A 15,692-nucleotide genomic window follows, 5' to 3' on the forward strand; every position below is an offset into this window, starting at 1 on the left:
CACCACCCTATTTCACCGCCCCCACCGTAAAGCCGGCCACGAAGCGGTCGACGAAGAGATTGTAGATGATCGCGATGGGAACGCTTGCGATCAGGCAGGCGCCCATCATCGAGCCCCAGAAATAGACGTCGCCGCGCACCAGGAAGGTCGGCACGCCGACGCTGACGGTGTAGCTCGATGCGGAGGTGATGAAGGTGACGCCGTAGACGAATTCCTGTGTCACCAGCGTGAACGCGAAGATAACCGCGGTCAGCACGCCAGCAAGCGAGATCGGCATCACCACCTTGACGAACGCGCCGAGCCGCGAAAGCCCGTCGATCATCGCCGCATCCTCAAGATCGCGCGGGATCGCCTTGAAGAATCCCATAAGCAGCCAGGTGCAGAACGGCACCGTGAAGCTCGGATAGACGAGTACCAAGGACCAAAGCGAATCCTGCAGGCCAAGCGTCGCGATGATGCGCGCGAACGGGATGAACAAGATGGTCGGCGGCACGAGATAAGTGAGAAAGATAGCGATGCCGAGCGTCTGCGCCCAGGGGCCGGTCATGCGCGCCAGCGCGTAGCCCGCCGGCACCGCCAGTACAAGCGTAATAAGAACGACCGCGATCCCCACCACGCCGGTATTGATCAGCCATTGCAGATACTGGGTGTCCTGAAACAGCACGGCGAGATGCTCGAGCGTCGGCGGCTCGTTGAACAGGAACGGGTTCTTGCTGACGTCGTGCAGATCGATCGTGGTCTTGAACGTCGTCATCAGCATCCAATAGAACGGAAATGCGAGGAACGTGATGAAGAAGACCAGGATGCTGGCATGGCCGCCGGCCCTGGCGATGCGCACCAGCTTGAAAGGGCGGCGCGTCATCACGTCACCTCCGAACGCCGCGCAAGCAACAGGAACACGATCGCCACCGCCATCAATACCGGGAACAGGAACAGCGACACCGCCGCACCTCCCGCAAGATCGCCGCCCTGGATGCCTGTGAAGAAGGCCCAGGTTGCGAGCACTTGGGTCTGGTCGTAGGGGCCGCCGCGGGTGAGCAAGAACACCACGATCATGTCGGTGAAGGTGAAGATGATCCCGAACAGCACGGCGACGAGCGTGATCGGCAGCAGCAGCGGGAATGTGATCTGCAAGGTGCGGCGCCAGAAACCGGCGCCGTCGACAGCGGCGGCGTCATGAATGTCCTGGGGAATCGAGGTGAGCCCTGCAAGCAGGATCACGGTGGCGAGCGGCACGATGCGCCAGATCTGCACAACGATGATCGAGGCCATGGCGAGATTGGGCTGGCCAAGCCAGATCGGCCAATCGTTCGGTCCGAGAATGCGCAAGGCCTGCCCGGTCCAGTTGATCACCGAATAGATCGAATCGTAGATCCATAACCAGCCGATTGCACCAAGCGAAATCGGAGCGACCCAAGGCAACAGGATAAGCAGGCGCCACCAGCCACTTGCCGCGGAAATCGGCACACAGCGCCATCGCAAGGATATTGGCGAAAACAAGCACGAAGAATTGCGAGACGATCGTGAAGATGAGGGTGTTCTTGAGCGCAGTCCAGAACGTGTTGGATACCACCACACGGTGGAAATTCTCGAGGCCCACGAAGTTCATGCTGCGGCTGCCGACGGTGACATCGGAGACGCTGTAGAACAGCGAGAGAAAAAACGGAAAGCCGACCAGCAATACGATGTAGAGGATCGCTGGCGCGAGCATCAGCGGCCACAACAGGCGCTCGTTGTCGGCAAGCCGCGTGCGCCAGCCCGCTTTCGCAGTGAAGGCGTTAGCGGTTGCCGTCGTCATCGCCCGATCCCGTCGATGTGCCGGCCGCTGTTCCGGTCGAAGCGATGGATCTCGCGCCTGCGCACCACGAAATCGTACCACTCGCCTGCGACGACCTCGGCGCGGATGTTGTTCGGCATCTTCGAGATCACATGCGCCGCGGCCGTCCTGCCTTCGAGCACGCCGTAGACCAGCCGATCGGCGCCCAGATATTCGACGCGGGTGACGCGGAAGGGAAAGCCGATGCTGTCGTCCGAATTGCCTACCTCGCGCGGCAGAAACGCCTCCGGCCGAAAGCCGACATAGGAGGCGCCCTCCTCCACCAGATTCATCGGCGGCGAGCCGATGAAGGTGGCGACGAAGGTGTCCATCGGCTTGCCGTAAATCTCCTGCGGCGTGCCGATCTGGATCACCTTGCCCTGGTTCAGCACTGCAATGCGATCGCCGAGCCCCATCGCTTCGGCCTGATCATGGGTGACGTAAATGGTGGTGGTGGCGAGGTCGCGCTGGAACTGCTTGAGCTCGTCGCGGGCGGAATTCCGCAACTTGGCGTCGAGATTGGACAGAGGCTCGTCGAGCAGGAACACCACCGGTTCACGCACCACCGCGCGTGCGAGCGCCACGCGCTGACGTTCGCCGCCGGAGAGCTGGCGTGGCTTGCGATCGAGGAAGCGCTCGATTCCGAACATGCGCGCGGCCCATTCCACCTTCTTGCGGATCGCGTCCCTTTGCATGCCGATCGCACGCAGCGGAAACGAGATGTTCTTCGCGACTGTGAGATGCGGATACAGCGCGTAGCTCTGGAACACCATCGCGACATTGCGCGCGCGCGGCGGCAAGTCAGTGACGACGCGGCCGTCGATGACGATGTCGCCCGCAGTCGGCTGTTCGAGTCCGGCGATGAGCCGCATCAACGTGGTCTTGCCGCAGCCGGAGGGGCCGAGCAGGACGAGGAATTCGCCTTCGCGCGCGAGGAGGTCGATGCCGTCGACCGCGCGCACCTCGTCGAAATGCTTCGATATGTGCCGTGCTTCGACCGTCGCCATGAATGCCTCTCGGCTCTCTCGCGTCGGCGTCAAACGGGGCCGGGCCGCCGCCGGGCCCACCGATCACAATACGCGCGCGATCAGATCATCCCGCGCTCTTTCCACTTTGCCCAGATCGCTTTCATCTTGGTATCGAGCTTCTTCAAGGCGTCTTCGGGCGTCTCCGCGCCAGTCGCCGCCTCGGCGAAGGCGGTGTTGAGCAGCCAGGTCTGGTACGTGTCGGAAATGGGCGCAGTGGAGTAGCCGGGATAGCCAATGTTGGTCGCCCAATCGAGCACGTCCTCGAGCACCGCGTACTTGTCCGGCGGCACCGCCTTCTTATCGTTGGAGATGAGCTGCTTGAGATCTGGCACGGTCTGAGGGAAGCACGGGAAGTTGTAGAACTCGCTAGCCAGGAAGGCTTCCTTGAAGTTGGCAATGTAGTCGACCAGGAATTTCTGCGCGCCTGGGATATTCTCCGCGAACTTCCAGATCACGTAGCAGTCCATCACATGCTCGAGGCCCATGCGGCGCACAGGACCCTTGGCGGCCTTGGCAACGGCGATCTTCTCGTGAATCGCCATCTTCTGATTCTCTCCGGTGCGCGTCACCGAGATGGCGTTGAGCACCAGCGAGGAGCGTCCGGCGAGCATCTGCCGGTTGTTGGAGGAGGCATCCCAAGCCAGAACTTCTGGCGTCATGCAGTCCTCAAAGAGTCCCTTAACGAAGCGCAGGGCCTCCAGCGTGTTCTTGGAATTGATGGTGAGGTTGCCGGCCTCGTCCTGCTCATGCGCGCCGAACGAATACATGATCGCGCGCATGGCCACGCCGGTGTCGATCTCGGCGGAGAGACCGATGCCGACCGGAATACGGGTCTTCTCCTTGATCTTCTTGCCGCCGACACGAATGTCGTCCCAGGTGTCCGGCTTCATGCCAATGTCACCCCAGAGATCGGTGCGGTAGTTCACCGGGTCCGGCACGTAGCTGTCGGAGAAGGCGAAGTATCTCTTGGTCTTTGGGTTGTATGTGCTCTTGATGCCGAGTTCGATCGCCTTGCCATTCGCCTTTTCGCATTCAGCATAGACGTCGTTCATGGGTACAACCTGATCCTCGAACACCGAAGGCGGCATGAGGAGCATGAAGAGGTCGTGGCCCTTCTGGGCGGATACCTCTGCTGCGGCGCGCGATTCGAGAAGAGCAAGATTAATGTTGTCGACGATCACCTCGGTGTCGTTCTTCTTACCCCATTCCTTGGTGTAGGTGTTGTTGAACCACCGGTCGTAACCGGGGACGAAGTGGCTCCATTGCAGGATTTTCAGTGTCTTGGCGGCCCGTGCAGGCGTGACATGGAAGAACGGGCCGATAGTTGCGGCGACGCCCGCGGCAGTCGCCGTCTTGATCGCATCGCGGCGCGATAGCCCACGATGAGGCTTCTGGCGTTCCATGGATGTCCTCCCTATCGGTACGTGAGCGGACTGCCGCTCGAGACCCCTTGGCTTGGGTCATTTTCATTCCGGCGCGTCCCTCGAACGGGACGCGCCTTCAGGCAGTGCCAACCGATAATTCCGGACTTGCTCAAATTAATTACGTGTTGAGGATGCTCCTTTCGCCGGTTGCTGACAAGCAACAGCCGACCGCAGACGCACCTGCTGCGGCGCCGCGAGACACGTCTCAAGACACGTCTATTGTCTCTGATGTGGGCCGCGCCAGGCTGCCCTCCACCGTGTCACGCGCCCCGCCTCGACGATCACTGTCGATCCAGATGGCGTTGCCGGTTTTGGCCGGGCCATTCGGGAATTCATTACCCGCTGGGAGATCCCGTTTTGGAAATCCTAAATTGGGCCGCATCGAGATCGACGTCCACACCGTCCGCGTTATCGGCGACAGATCGGAGCAGCATCGCTGGACCTGGACCAGCCAAGGCAACTACATCGATTCCTCGCGACTCCCTGATGTCGTCCAGGTAAGGGAGCCTGACCTAACGCTGACTGATGCCGTGAAAGGGGCTGGGTAGCTCTCTGTCCGGCGGGATGCCTGCGCCGTACCGTCGCGAACGTGCTCCCGATTGGGCCTATCGTTCGCAAGGCAAACAGTGCCCGGTCGCGAACTCGCGGCACCAGTGCTCCACCAGCCGCGCTAATGCAGCCAAGACCTTAGTCTAAATTGTCGTGGGACCATACGATTAGATTTGACTTGCGGCCGAGAGATTCGAAGAATCAAGCCGCAAATTCAAAGCGGTCAGGTCAAACGGCCGAAAGGCCATCTGTGCATCGACGGATGACGAGAGGAGCGAGGTGTCCAGGCTTCTCGAGATAGACAATTTGCAAACCTACTTCTTCTCGGCGGCAGGTGTGGTCAAGGCCGTCGACGGTATCAGCGTCCACGTCGATCAGGGCGAGACGATCGCCGTCGTGGGCGAATCCGGATGCGGCAAGTCCGTCAGCGCGCTCTCGATCCTGCGGCTTGTCGCCGATCCTCCCGGCAGAATCATCGGTGGCAGTATTCGCTTCCAGAACAGGGACCTTCTCAAGCTGAGCGACGAGGAAATCCGCGAGGTCCGAGGCAAGGAAATTGCCATGGTGTTTCAGGAGCCGATGACCTCACTCAATCCGGTCCTGACGATCGGCCGGCAGCTCACCGAGACCATGGAGCAGCACCTCAACATGACCCACGATCAGGCGATCACGCGCGCGATCGAGTTGTTGGGCATGGTGGGGATATCGGATCCGGAGCGTCGCCTGAGGCAGTACCCGCACCACTTCAGCGGCGGTATGCGCCAACGCGTGATGATCGCCATGGCGTTGTGCTGCGAGCCCAAGCTCATCATCGCCGACGAACCGACAACTGCGCTCGACGTGACGGTTCAGGCACAGATTCTCGAGCTGATGAAGGATCTGACCCAGCGTCTGGGCGTGGCGCTGATCATCATCACCCATAATCTCGGTATCGTCGCGCGCTACGCTGACAGGGTCAATGTCATGTACGCGGGCAGGATCATCGAGAGCGGGACTGCACACGACATCTTTCATCATCCCCATCATCCCTACACGCTGGCGCTGCTGCGTTCGGTGCCGCGCATGGATCGGCCGCGCCAGGCCCGGCTTGATCCGGTGGAAGGACAGCCGCCCGACCTTTCGCGCCTCGGCGCCGGCTGCTCGTTCCACCCGCGCTGCAGCTTTGCCGTGGCGCGCTGCCCAAGCGAGTCGCCTCCGTTCGAGCGGATCGACGGCGGCGATCATCTCGCAGCATGTTGGGAGGCAGCCAAAGTAGCCGGATCGCTGACGAGGCCGTCATGACCCCCATGGAGTCAACCGGCGCGGTATGGCAGAGCGTCCAGGCGGCGGTACAGGTATCGACCGTCGTGGAAGACGTTGCGCTCGAGCATGGGCGGCAATCCAAATGGCGCATCGACCTGGCGCCGGAACTGGTCACGATCCGCAACCTGAAGATGCACTTTTCGGTGACCGAGGGCGCTCTCTTCTCCAGAGAGATCGCGCACGTGAAGGCTGTCGATGGCATCAGCTTCACCATCCGCAAAGGTGAGACGCTCGGATTGGTCGGCGAGTCGGGTTGCGGCAAGACCACCACGGGCCGGTGCATCCTGCGGCTCGAGCATCCGACCGGAGGCGAGATCCTGTTCGACGGCAAGAATCTAGTCGACCTCGATCAGAGATCGATGCGGGCCTTGCGGCAGAAGATCCAGGTCATCTTTCAGGATCCTTACAGCTCCCTCAATCCGCGCATGAAGATCGGGGAGATCATTTCCGAGCCGATGAAGGTGCACCGGACCGAACCGACCAAGGCAGCGCGTGATGCGCGCGTCACGGAATTGCTCCGCCTGTGCGGCCTGGATCCCAGGTTTGCCGACCGCTACCCCCACGAGATGAGCGGCGGCCAGCGCCAGCGCGTCGGCATCGCACGCGCCCTTTCGGTTCGCCCGGAATTCATCGTCTGCGACGAGGCGATCTCGGCTTTGGACGTGTCGATTCAGGCGCAGATCGTCAATCTGCTGGAGGATCTGCGGGACCAGTTCGGACTGACCTATCTGTTCATCGCGCACGATCTCAGCATCGTTCGCCACCTCTGTCATCGCATCGCCGTCATGTATCTCGGCAAGATCGTCGAACTGGCGGATTGCGACGAGTTGTACGGCAATCCTCTGCATCCCTATACTCAGGCGCTTCTCGCGGCCGTGCCGGTGCCGGATCCTGACCTGGAGCGGATGCGCGCCCGCCGAATCGTAAAGGGCGAAGTGCCGAGCTCGATGAATCCGCCGAAGGGATGCGTGTTTCATCCGCGCTGCCCGCTTGCTATCGATAGCTGTGCGAAGAACGTCCCGGAGTTCAGAGAACTGCGGCCCGGCCACTGGGTAGCTTGTTCCGTGATCTGAAAGCCCTCGCAAGAAGGGGCGATCGGCCTGGGCAGAAGACCCGGCCCTTGAAGAACAGGAGGAATGTGTTCCAGAGGGAGGAAAGACTATGAACCCTTTAAAATATCTCAAAGCCGTGTCAATCGTGGGTGTCGGCGCGGCAGTTGCCCTCGGCTTCTCCGGGGTTCCAGCCCAGGCTGCACCGAAGCAGGGCGGGATTCTGAACTTTGTCGTGCCGGACGAGCCGCCGAGCTGGGACGGCCACCGCGAGACGACGTTCGCGCTGATCCATCCCTTTGCGCCGTTCTACAGTCTGCTCATCAAGGTCAACCCGGATAATCCGTCCTCATCGACGGACTTCGTCTGCGACCTATGCACGGAAATGCCGACCCCGACCGACGAGGGCAAGACCTACACGTTCAAGATCAAGCAGGGCGTGAAATTCCACGATGGAACGCTATTGACGGCGCACGACATCGTCGCGTCGTTCAGAAAGATCATCTTCCCGCCGGAGGGCACGACCAGCGCGCGCGTCGCCTATTTCGTCATGGTCGAGAGCGTCAGCGCGGCGGACGACCACACCGTCGTGTTCAAGCTCAAGTATCCATCGGGCGCCTTCATCCCGGCGCTCGCAACGCCGTATAACTTCATCTACTCGAAGGCAAAGCTCGAAAAGGACCTTCGCTGGTACGAGACCAACGTCATGGGATCGGGGCCATTCAAGTTCGTGGCAAGAGAGGCAGGCGCCTACGTGCGCGGCGAGCGCAACAAGGGCTACCACGTTCCCGGGCAGCCTTATCTCGACGGCTTCGAGGCGATCTTCTCCAACAAGCAGGCGGTGCAGGTGCAAGCGGTCCGCGGCGACCGGGCCGCAATCCAGTTCCGCGGCTTCCCGCCGAAAAGCCGTGACGACCTCGTCGCGGCGCTCGGCAACGAGATCACGGTGCAGGAGAGTGACTGGAACTGCGTGCTCCTGTTCACCCCCAATCACAAGAAAAAGCCATTCGATGATGCCCGCGTTCGCCGCGCGCTGACGCTGGCGGTCGACCGCTGGGGCGGATCCCAGAGCCTTTCACGCATCGCGATCGTCAAGGCTGTCGGTGGTGTCGTGTTCCCCGGTCACCCGCTGGCGGCAACGAAGGCGGAGCTCGAACAGATCCCGGGCTTTTGGCGGGACATCAACAAGTCGCGTGCCGAGGCCAAGCGGCTGCTGCAGGAGGCCGGTGTCCCGGACCTGAAGTTCGTGCTGTGGAATCGCGCCGTCGATCAGCCCTACACGATCGTGGGCACCTGGCTCATCGACCAGTGGCGGCAGATCGGCGTGACGGTCGAGCAGAAGATGGAGCCGACGGGCCCATTCTACGCGCGCCTCAGGTCGGCTGAGTTCGACGTGACGGTCGACTTCAACTGCCAGTCGGTCATCAATCCGCTGCTCGACGTCGGCAAGTTCCTGTCGGAGGACATCGGCAACGAAAGCTACGGCGCATACATCGATCGCGACCTCGACAAGATCTTCGAGGCGATGAACCGCACCTCCGACGAGACCGAGCAGCGCAAGCTGATGCGGCAGTTCGAGAAGCGTGTGCTCGATGAGCAGGCACACTCGTTCGTCACGCTCTGGTGGAACCGGATCATCCCTCACCGGTCCTATGTGAAGGGCTGGAAGGTCAGTCCGAGCCACTACCTCAATCAGGATCTCGCGAACGTATGGCTCGACAAGTAGCCGTCCGGTAGGCGGCGGTTTCCCAGTCTTCTGCCTTGCCCAGGCAGTGATCGAGAAGTCCGCAAACGAGTGCAACAGGGATCATGTACCAGTACATCCTGAAGCGGCTCCTGTTGATGATTCCGACGCTGCTCGGCGCGGCGCTGCTCGTGTTCATCCTGCTACGGCTGGTACCGGGCGACGTCTGTATGCTGCGCATGACAGGTGGGGCCGGGTACGTCGATCCCAAGGCGATCGATCTCTGCCGCAGCGAGCTCGGCCTTGATCGCTCCTATGCCGTGCAGTTCCTGACCTTCATCTGGGACTTCGTCCGGTTCGACTTCGGCAAGTCGATGTGGACCGGACGCCCGATTGTGGAGGAGGTCCGACTCCGCTTCGAGCTCTCGCTGCAGATCGCGATCATGGCCACGCTCACCGCCATCCTGCTCGCGATCCCGCTCGGCACGATCTCCGCGGTCAAGCAGAACACCTGGATCGACTACGTGGTTCGGGCCTTCAGTATCGCCGGGATCGCGATGCCTTCCTTCTGGCTTGGCGTCCTGATCATCCTCGGCTTGCTGATCACCACAAAGTCGGTGTTCGGAGCTCCCTGGATGCCACCGATCAAATATGTGCCGATCTGGGTCGACCCCTTGTACAACCTGAGCATGACCATCTTCCCGGCGCTCGCCACCGGCTACCGCTACTCCGCCGTTGCGACACGCATGACGCGCTCGGCGCTGCTCGAAGTGCTGCGCGAGGACTACGTCCGCACGGCCCGCGCCAAGGGACTCGTGCATCAGCTCATCATCCGCCGGCATGCGCTTGGAAACGCGCTTTTGCCGGTGGTCACGATCATCGGCATTGAATTCGCGTTCCTGATGGGCGGACTGGTGGTCACCGAGCAGGTGTTCAACCTCAACGGTCTCGGCAAGCTATTCGTCGCTTCCGTGACCAATCAAGATTACGCCATGACCCAGGCGCTGGTCATGCTGGTGGCGACGATCTTCGTCGTCACCAACTTCGTGGTGGATATCATCTACGCGTGGCTCGACCCGCGGATCCGGTACAAATGATGGCAGGAACCAGAGATCTTGCATGACTGTCGCGACCGACCTCGGAACAAGAATCGAGCTGACGGAAGAGCTCAAGCCACAGAGCAGGCTTGCGGCCATTGCCCGGTTCGCACGCCGCAATCCGCTCGGTGCCGCCGGCGCCGCAGTGATCGTCGTCATGGTGGTAGTTGCGGCGCTTGCCGACTTGATCGCCCCTTACAACCCGGTCGCCAACGCTTTCGACCGCATGCATGAGCCGCCGAGTCTCGAGAACTGGCTCGGCACGGACCAGTTCGGACGCGACGTGTTCTCGCGCATCGTCTACGGCGCGCGCACGGCCCTGCTGGTCGGATTTGCGTCGTCGTTCGTCGGCGCCACCTTCGGCCTGGTGCTCGGCGTCGCGAGCGCCTATTTCGGCGGCAAGATCGATCTGATCTTGCAGCGCATCATCGACATCTTCATGGCGTTCCCGCTGATCATCATGGCGCTCGCCGTGATCGCAATCTTCGGGACGGGTGCACAGAACGTGATCATCGCGATCACCATACCGTTCATTCCGCGCTGCGCCCGCGTCGTGCGTTCGAGTGCGCTGGCGATCCGCGAGCTCCCGTACATCGACGCTGCTCGCGCCAACGGATTTAGCCACAGCCGCATCATTCTGCGGCACATGGTTCCGAATGTCATGGCGCCGTTTCTTATCATGATCACCGCCTTCGTGGGGCAGGCAATCCTGCTTGAAGCATCGCTTTCCTATCTCGGTCTCGGCGTGCAGGAGCCGACGCCGGCCTGGGGCCTGATGCTTCAGGGCGGCGCCGAGGAATACGCTGAGAGCGCCCCCTGGATAGCCATCTTCCCGGGCATCGCCATCAGTCTTGCGGTGTTCGGCTTCAGCCTCTTCGGTGATGCGCTGCGCGACGAGCTCGATCCCAGGCTGCGATCGCAGTAAAATAGGGGTTACGTCTCTGAGCCGCGCAGTGCGCGGCGACGCGCCCAACCCACTACCGGGGAGCGCTGTTTTGCTTTCGCCATGCAGCTTAATCATCGGCGGGCCAGACTGTCGATCCTAACTTGCTAGTCTAGTGGACTGAAATCAGCTCAAAAGCCGTCAGCCGAGAGCGCCCTCAATGCCTGTGGCGGCCCGGGGACGGTTTGACGTCAGTGACTTCTGCCTCTTCGAAGCGCAACATCGCGATCACGCGGTCGCGCACGGCGCCGCGCAGATCGATCTGCACTGCCCAGTCGCCGTGCATCTCGAGCTTGAGGCGGGCCTGATAAGCGCCCTTCTCCGCCTGCTCGGTCGCTTTCACGGGGCGCACGTTGTGCATGCCGGGCATCGAGGGCATGTCCGCTCCAACGGATACGGTCAGCCCCGAGAGCGGTTCGCCGGAGCGCGCGTTCGCAAGCTTGATGGTGCAGTCGTACTCCAGCACCTGCCCGGCCGAGACGCAGGTCACGACGGCCTTGGCGCGCACCTGGCCGTGCGCGGCTTGCGGATAACCGGCCATCAGGGCCGCCACGGCAGCAAGCATGCAAACGATCGTTCTCATCGCGGTCCTCGTCTGGTTCGGGTCGATCCGGATAACGTGTTCCGGAACAATCGGCCAACTCCGTGCACCAGTCGCTCATCAAGCAGGCCGCGTGGACGAACGATCAGCAGCAACGCAACCAGACCGCCGAAAATGATCATGCGGTATCCCGCAAACAGTCGCACCGATTCGAGGAGACCGACGTCGATGAAGACCCCGAGCAACGGCCCGAGCGCAGTGCCGAGCCCGCCGATCAGACCATAGGCAAGGGAATGCACCCCGAGCATGACATCGAAGGTTCGCGGCTCCACATAGGTGGTCAGATGGGCATAGAGGCCGCCGCCGATCGCGGCGAGCGCGCCGGCCATGCCAGCTGCGAGTACCTTGTAGCGGGCGACCGCAATCCCCTGCAGCGAGGCAAGCGTCGCATCCTCACCGATCATGCGGAAGATGACACCAAGCCGCGAGCGTTCGAGCAGCATGAAGCCTCCGAGCGTGATCGCCAGCACCGCATAGATCAGCATCATGAAATCGAAGGGTTCGATGTTGTGATCGAAGATATAGCGGATATTGCGAAAGCCCTCGGTGCCATTGGGCCCGACCGGTTCGCCGTCGATCTCAATCTGATAACGCACCAGCTCGAACAGGATTCGCACCATCTCGGCGAACGCAAGCGTCGCGATCGAGAACTGAAGTCCACGAAGCCGCAACGTCGGGACCCCGAGCGACACGGCGCAAGCTGCGCCCGCCGCTGCGCCCCAGGCAATGCCCAGCGGAAGCGGCCATCCCCACATCGCGGTAGCCACGCCGGCCGAATACGCGCCGATCGCAAAGAACGCCTGCTGGCCGAAGGAGATTTCGCCGGTGAGCAGCAGCAGATAGGCCGACAGCGCGACGAACGAGATGACGCCGATGTTGGACAATACGCTGACCAGATAATCGTCCATCGGTCACACCCTGTGCGACAACTCGACGTCGGCCGTGCGGCCGAGCAGGCCGCCCGGACGCGCCACAAGGAAAGCGAACAGCACGAAATAGGCAAACAAATCGCGCACCTGCGGCCCGAACAGCCAGTGGCTGTGCACCTCGACGACGCCGAGCAGCAGTCCGCCGAGCAGCGCGCCGGGTATCGATCCGAGGCCGCCGATCATCATCGCGATCAGGCCCTTGAGAGTTGCCCACATGCCGAACATCGGCGTCACCTGCTGATCCACCGCCAGCACCAGAAAGCCGGCCACGCCGCCGATGGCTGATGCCGCGGCGAACGCCAGCATGACCGAGCGCTTGACGTCGACGCCGACAAGGTTCGCCGCAATCGGGTTGGCGATCACCGCGCGCAGGCCAAGGCCGAAGCGCGTGCGATAGAGCGCGAGCTGCACGACAGCGGCGAGCAGAAGCGCGCCCGCCAGCATGATCAGGTGGTCGGGGCGAACGAGCAATGGACCGATCTCGAGCGCGAGACCGGTCGCAAGCGGCGGAAACGGGTAGGTGTGACGCGGCAGGACCAGAACCGCCGCCTGCTCCAGTTGCATCCAGATCGCAAAACTCGACACCATCGAGGCGATCCCGGCACCGGCCTTCATCGGTGCGAAGCAGAGCCGCTCCACGTAGATGCCGGAGATCACCGCTCCGGCGACAACGCCGGCGGCGACCACGAGCAGCCCGGCGCCAAAGTCCAGATAGAGCACGGTGCCGAAATAGGCGCCGATCATGACGGTGGGCCCGTAGGACAGGTTGAGACGCCGCATGACGCCGAAGATAACGGTGAAGCCGAGCGCGAGCAGCCCGTATGACGAGCCGATCATCACGCCGTCGATCGTATTCTGGATGAAATCGATCATCGGCTCCTGACCTGCCGGCTCATCCGGCGGCGCGGCGGGTACCGAGATAAGCCCGCTGGATCACCTCGTCCTCCGCCAGCTGACCGGGCGTGCCCCGGAAGGTGACTCGGCCCTGCTCCATCAGGAAAAACTGGTGCGCCACCTTCAGGGCCATGTGCGCATTCTGCTCCACCAGAAGAATGGTGGTGCCATCGCGATTGAGCGAGGCGACAATGTCGAAGATCTCCGCCACGATAAGGGGCGCGAGGCCGAGCGACGGCTCGTCCATCAACAGCACACGCGGGCGCGACATCAATGCGCGAGCAACCGCCAGCATCTGCTGTTCGCCGCCGGACAGCGTGCCAGCTGCCTGTTCCCTCCGCTCCTCCAGTCTCGGAAAGCGTACGTACATGCGTTCGATATCGGCGGCGATCTCGCTCTTGTCCCTGCGCTGGTATGCCCCCGCCAGCAGGTTCTCGCGCACCGACATCTCCGGGAAGACCAGCCGGTTCTCCGGCACCAGCGCGACACCGCGCGAGACAATTTTCGCGGGCGACAGACCGACCAGTTCGGTGCCTTCGAGCTTGATCGAGCCGCGGCGGGGCCTGAGAATTCCGGCGATGGTCATCATCAAGGTCGTCTTGCCGGCGCCGTTCGGTCCGAGCAGGCAGGTGATCTTCCCGCCCTCGGCCTGCAGCGACACGCCCCTGAGCGCTTCGATCTTACCGTAAGTCGTGACCAGGTCCGACACGTTCAGCATGATTTCACCTCACCGCGTGCCGAGATAGGCTTCGCGCACGGCCGCATCGTCTTGCACGGCAGCCGGCGTCCCCTCGGCGATCTTGCGGCCGAAGTTCAGAACGGCGATCCGGTCGGCGACCGACATGACCAGCTCGACGTGATGCTCGATCAACAGGACCGTGAACCCGTCATCGCGCATCTTGCGGATGCGAGCATCGAGCTGATCCACCTCCTCGGCATTCATGCCCGCCGCCGGCTCGTCGAGCAGCAGCAGGCTGGGCCTGGCGGAAATGGCGCGGGCAAATTCCAGCCGCCGCTGCTCGCCAAAGGAAAGATTGGCGGCGAGTTCGTGGCGCTTGTGCGCAAGGTCGAAGAATTCGAGCGTTCGCTCGATTTCCGCCTGCACGCCTGCGGAGCCGCCGAACCAGCGCTTGAAGAACATTTCCTGGCGCTGCAGGCGGGAATTCTGCGCGACCCAGAGGTTCTGCCAGACCGACAGTTGCCCGAATAGCCGGATATTCTGAAAGGTTCGTGCAATGCCAAGGCTCACCCGCGCATGGGACGGCAGGTCCGAGATATCGTCGCCGTTGAAGAGAATCCGGCCCGAGGTCAATGGAAGCAGGCCGGAGACCAGGTTGACGATCGTGCTCTTGCCGGAGCCGTTCGGTCCGATCAGGCCCAGGATCTCACCGCGCTTCACGGTCAGATCGATTCCGTCCACCGCGTGGACGCCGCCGAAGTATTTGGCGATGCCCTGAAGGTCAAGCACCGGAGCCCTCCTTCCCTGCGAACAGCATCCGTTTCAGGGAGGCGACGCCGCCTGCGTCGAGAAAGCCGCGCGGCCGCAGGTTCATTGCCAGCACGATCAGCGCGCCGAACAGCAGATTGCGCCAATCGCCGAGAAAGCGCAGGCCCTCGATCAGGAAGCCCTGGATGAAGATGACGGCAAGCAGCGTGCCGAACACGTTCGAAAGCCCGCCGAGGATCGGATAGGCGATGGCGAATGTCGCGAGAATAACGCCGAACTGCACATGCTCGATATGCGTCGTATAGTGCGCGAAGATGCCGCCGCCGATTCCGGCGATGACGCCGCCGATGGTCATGGCTAATACCTTCACCGCCGTGACGTTGATGCCGGAGCTGTGCGCCGCTACCTCGTCTTCGCCGACCGCGCGCATCACGGCGCCGGCGCGCGATTGATCGAGCCACCATAGGCATGCCATCAAGATCGCTACCATCAGCCAGATAAACATGAGGACGTCGAAGGTGGACCAGCCATGCTCCGGGAAGTAGCGGATCTGGCGAAAACCTTCGGCGCCGTGCGGACCGATCTTCAGCTCGCCCGCCTGGATCTGGTAGGTGAAATTAAAGAAGAACAGACGCACGGCCTCGCCGAAGGCGAGCGTGGCGACCACCAGCATCAATCCTTTCACGCGCAGCGCCGGGAAGCCGACGGCGCAGGCGGTCAGGCCGGAGACAACGGCGGAAACGCCGAGCGCGGCAAACAGATGCCACTTGAAGATGACGGTGAGGATCGCCGCGACATAGGCGCCGACGGCGAAGAAGGCCGCCTGTGCCAGGCTCACCTGGCCGGTGAGCAGGACGCAATAGGCCGAGAGCCCCAGCAGCGTATGGACGCCGATGACCTGCGCAAGACCGAGATAGAAATCCATGCCC

At 62.2% G+C, this 15,692-nt stretch carries 15 protein-coding genes; 5 read left to right on the forward strand and 10 right to left on the reverse strand.

What is annotated here, in order from left to right:
- Positions 1 to 7: 7 nt before the first annotated feature.
- The 4 genes from V1290_RS09255 to V1290_RS09270 form a co-directional block, all read right to left on the reverse strand.
- On the reverse strand, positions 8 to 862 hold the full coding sequence (locus V1290_RS09255) for a carbohydrate ABC transporter permease (protein ID WP_334364116.1): 855 nt from the start codon (positions 860 to 862) through the stop codon (positions 8 to 10).
- Positions 862 to 1,578, reverse strand: a complete 717-nt coding sequence (locus V1290_RS09260) for a carbohydrate ABC transporter permease (protein WP_334364117.1) — start codon at positions 1,576 to 1,578, stop codon at positions 862 to 864. The genes V1290_RS09255 and V1290_RS09260 overlap by 1 nt, the downstream gene beginning before the upstream one ends.
- A 216-nt stretch (positions 1,579 to 1,794) precedes the next feature.
- Entirely contained in the window at positions 1,795 to 2,823 is a 1,029-nt protein-coding gene (locus V1290_RS09265; RefSeq protein WP_334364118.1) for an ABC transporter ATP-binding protein, read from the reverse strand.
- An 80-nt stretch (positions 2,824 to 2,903) separates the two neighbouring features.
- The gene (locus V1290_RS09270; RefSeq protein ID WP_334364119.1) at positions 2,904 to 4,247 is read right to left on the reverse strand and encodes an ABC transporter substrate-binding protein; all 1,344 of its coding nucleotides are present in this window, start codon (positions 4,245 to 4,247) and stop codon (positions 2,904 to 2,906) included.
- Positions 4,248 to 5,096: 849 nt separating this feature from the next.
- On the opposite strand from V1290_RS09270, the gene V1290_RS09275 reads away from it, so the two are divergent.
- The 5 genes from V1290_RS09275 to V1290_RS09295 all read left to right on the forward strand — a co-directional run bounded on the left by V1290_RS09275 (position 5,097) and on the right by V1290_RS09295 (position 10,874).
- The gene (locus tag V1290_RS09275; protein ID WP_334364120.1) at positions 5,097 to 6,098 is read left to right on the forward strand and encodes an ABC transporter ATP-binding protein; all 1,002 of its coding nucleotides are present in this window, start codon (positions 5,097 to 5,099) and stop codon (positions 6,096 to 6,098) included.
- Positions 6,099 to 6,250: 152 nt separating this feature from the next.
- Positions 6,251 to 7,192, forward strand: a complete 942-nt coding sequence (locus V1290_RS09280; protein WP_442895052.1) for an ABC transporter ATP-binding protein — start codon at positions 6,251 to 6,253, stop codon at positions 7,190 to 7,192.
- 88 nt (positions 7,193 to 7,280) lie between these two features.
- Positions 7,281 to 8,894, forward strand: a complete 1,614-nt coding sequence (locus V1290_RS09285; RefSeq protein WP_334364121.1) for an ABC transporter substrate-binding protein — start codon at positions 7,281 to 7,283, stop codon at positions 8,892 to 8,894.
- Positions 8,895 to 8,977: 83 nt separating this feature from the next.
- Positions 8,978 to 9,949 (forward strand): ABC transporter permease, encoded by a 972-nt coding sequence (locus V1290_RS09290; RefSeq protein WP_334364122.1) that lies wholly within the window; start codon positions 8,978 to 8,980, stop codon positions 9,947 to 9,949.
- Between the two features lie 22 nt (positions 9,950 to 9,971).
- On the forward strand, positions 9,972 to 10,874 hold the full coding sequence (locus V1290_RS09295; protein WP_334364123.1) for an ABC transporter permease: 903 nt from the start codon (positions 9,972 to 9,974) through the stop codon (positions 10,872 to 10,874).
- A 175-nt stretch (positions 10,875 to 11,049) separates the two neighbouring features.
- Here the strand turns inward: V1290_RS09295 and V1290_RS09300 are convergent, their stop codons facing one another.
- Genes V1290_RS09300 through V1290_RS09325 form a run of 6 tightly spaced genes read right to left on the reverse strand, consistent with a single transcriptional unit; the run spans position 11,050 to position 15,688 of the window.
- A complete protein-coding gene (locus V1290_RS09300; RefSeq protein WP_334364124.1) occupies positions 11,050 to 11,475 on the reverse strand; it encodes a FixH family protein in 426 nt (141 codons plus the stop codon).
- Positions 11,472 to 12,401 carry a branched-chain amino acid ABC transporter permease gene (locus tag V1290_RS09305; RefSeq protein WP_334364125.1) on the reverse strand — a complete coding sequence of 310 codons (930 nt, stop codon included), beginning with the start codon at positions 12,399 to 12,401 and terminating at the stop codon, positions 11,472 to 11,474. Before V1290_RS09305 ends, V1290_RS09300 begins: the two co-directional genes overlap by 4 nt.
- 3 nt (positions 12,402 to 12,404) lie before the next feature.
- The gene (locus V1290_RS09310; protein ID WP_334364126.1) at positions 12,405 to 13,295 is read right to left on the reverse strand and encodes a branched-chain amino acid ABC transporter permease; all 891 of its coding nucleotides are present in this window, start codon (positions 13,293 to 13,295) and stop codon (positions 12,405 to 12,407) included.
- A 19-nt stretch (positions 13,296 to 13,314) separates the two neighbouring features.
- The gene (locus V1290_RS09315; RefSeq protein ID WP_334364127.1) at positions 13,315 to 14,034 is read right to left on the reverse strand and encodes an ABC transporter ATP-binding protein; all 720 of its coding nucleotides are present in this window, start codon (positions 14,032 to 14,034) and stop codon (positions 13,315 to 13,317) included.
- A 9-nt stretch (positions 14,035 to 14,043) separates the two neighbouring features.
- Positions 14,044 to 14,784 carry an ABC transporter ATP-binding protein gene (locus V1290_RS09320; protein WP_334364128.1) on the reverse strand — a complete coding sequence of 247 codons (741 nt, stop codon included), beginning with the start codon at positions 14,782 to 14,784 and terminating at the stop codon, positions 14,044 to 14,046.
- The gene (locus V1290_RS09325) at positions 14,777 to 15,688 is read right to left on the reverse strand and encodes a branched-chain amino acid ABC transporter permease (protein ID WP_334364129.1); all 912 of its coding nucleotides are present in this window, start codon (positions 15,686 to 15,688) and stop codon (positions 14,777 to 14,779) included. The genes V1290_RS09320 and V1290_RS09325 overlap by 8 nt, the downstream gene beginning before the upstream one ends.
- Positions 15,689 to 15,692: the final 4 nt, after the last annotated feature.

Origin of the sequence: Bradyrhizobium sp. AZCC 1578 (assembly GCF_036924675.1) — a bacterium.
Classification (GTDB): domain Bacteria; phylum Pseudomonadota; class Alphaproteobacteria; order Rhizobiales; family Xanthobacteraceae; genus Bradyrhizobium.

What these genes read in the sequence shown, in the direction of transcription:
- V1290_RS09255 (WP_334364116.1), bottom strand. Translation starts at nt 862, where the DNA reads ATGACGCGCCGCCCTTTCAAGCTGGTGCGCATCGCCAGGGCCGGCGGC.
- V1290_RS09265 (WP_334364118.1), bottom strand. Translation starts at nt 2,823, where the DNA reads ATGGCGACGGTCGAAGCACGGCACATATCGAAGCATTTCGACGAGGTG.
- V1290_RS09270 (WP_334364119.1), bottom strand. Translation starts at nt 4,247, where the DNA reads ATGGAACGCCAGAAGCCTCATCGTGGGCTATCGCGCCGCGATGCGATC.
- V1290_RS09280 (WP_442895052.1), top strand. Translation starts at nt 6,251, where the DNA reads ATGCACTTTTCGGTGACCGAGGGCGCTCTCTTCTCCAGAGAGATCGCG.
- V1290_RS09285 (WP_334364121.1), top strand. Translation starts at nt 7,281, where the DNA reads ATGAACCCTTTAAAATATCTCAAAGCCGTGTCAATCGTGGGTGTCGGC.
- V1290_RS09290 (WP_334364122.1), top strand. Translation starts at nt 8,978, where the DNA reads ATGTACCAGTACATCCTGAAGCGGCTCCTGTTGATGATTCCGACGCTG.
- V1290_RS09295 (WP_334364123.1), top strand. Translation starts at nt 9,972, where the DNA reads ATGACTGTCGCGACCGACCTCGGAACAAGAATCGAGCTGACGGAAGAG.
- V1290_RS09300 (WP_334364124.1), bottom strand. Translation starts at nt 11,475, where the DNA reads ATGAGAACGATCGTTTGCATGCTTGCTGCCGTGGCGGCCCTGATGGCC.
- V1290_RS09305 (WP_334364125.1), bottom strand. Translation starts at nt 12,401, where the DNA reads ATGGACGATTATCTGGTCAGCGTATTGTCCAACATCGGCGTCATCTCG.
- V1290_RS09310 (WP_334364126.1), bottom strand. Translation starts at nt 13,295, where the DNA reads ATGATCGATTTCATCCAGAATACGATCGACGGCGTGATGATCGGCTCG.
- V1290_RS09315 (WP_334364127.1), bottom strand. Translation starts at nt 14,034, where the DNA reads ATGCTGAACGTGTCGGACCTGGTCACGACTTACGGTAAGATCGAAGCG.
- V1290_RS09325 (WP_334364129.1), bottom strand. Translation starts at nt 15,688, where the DNA reads ATGGATTTCTATCTCGGTCTTGCGCAGGTCATCGGCGTCCATACGCTG.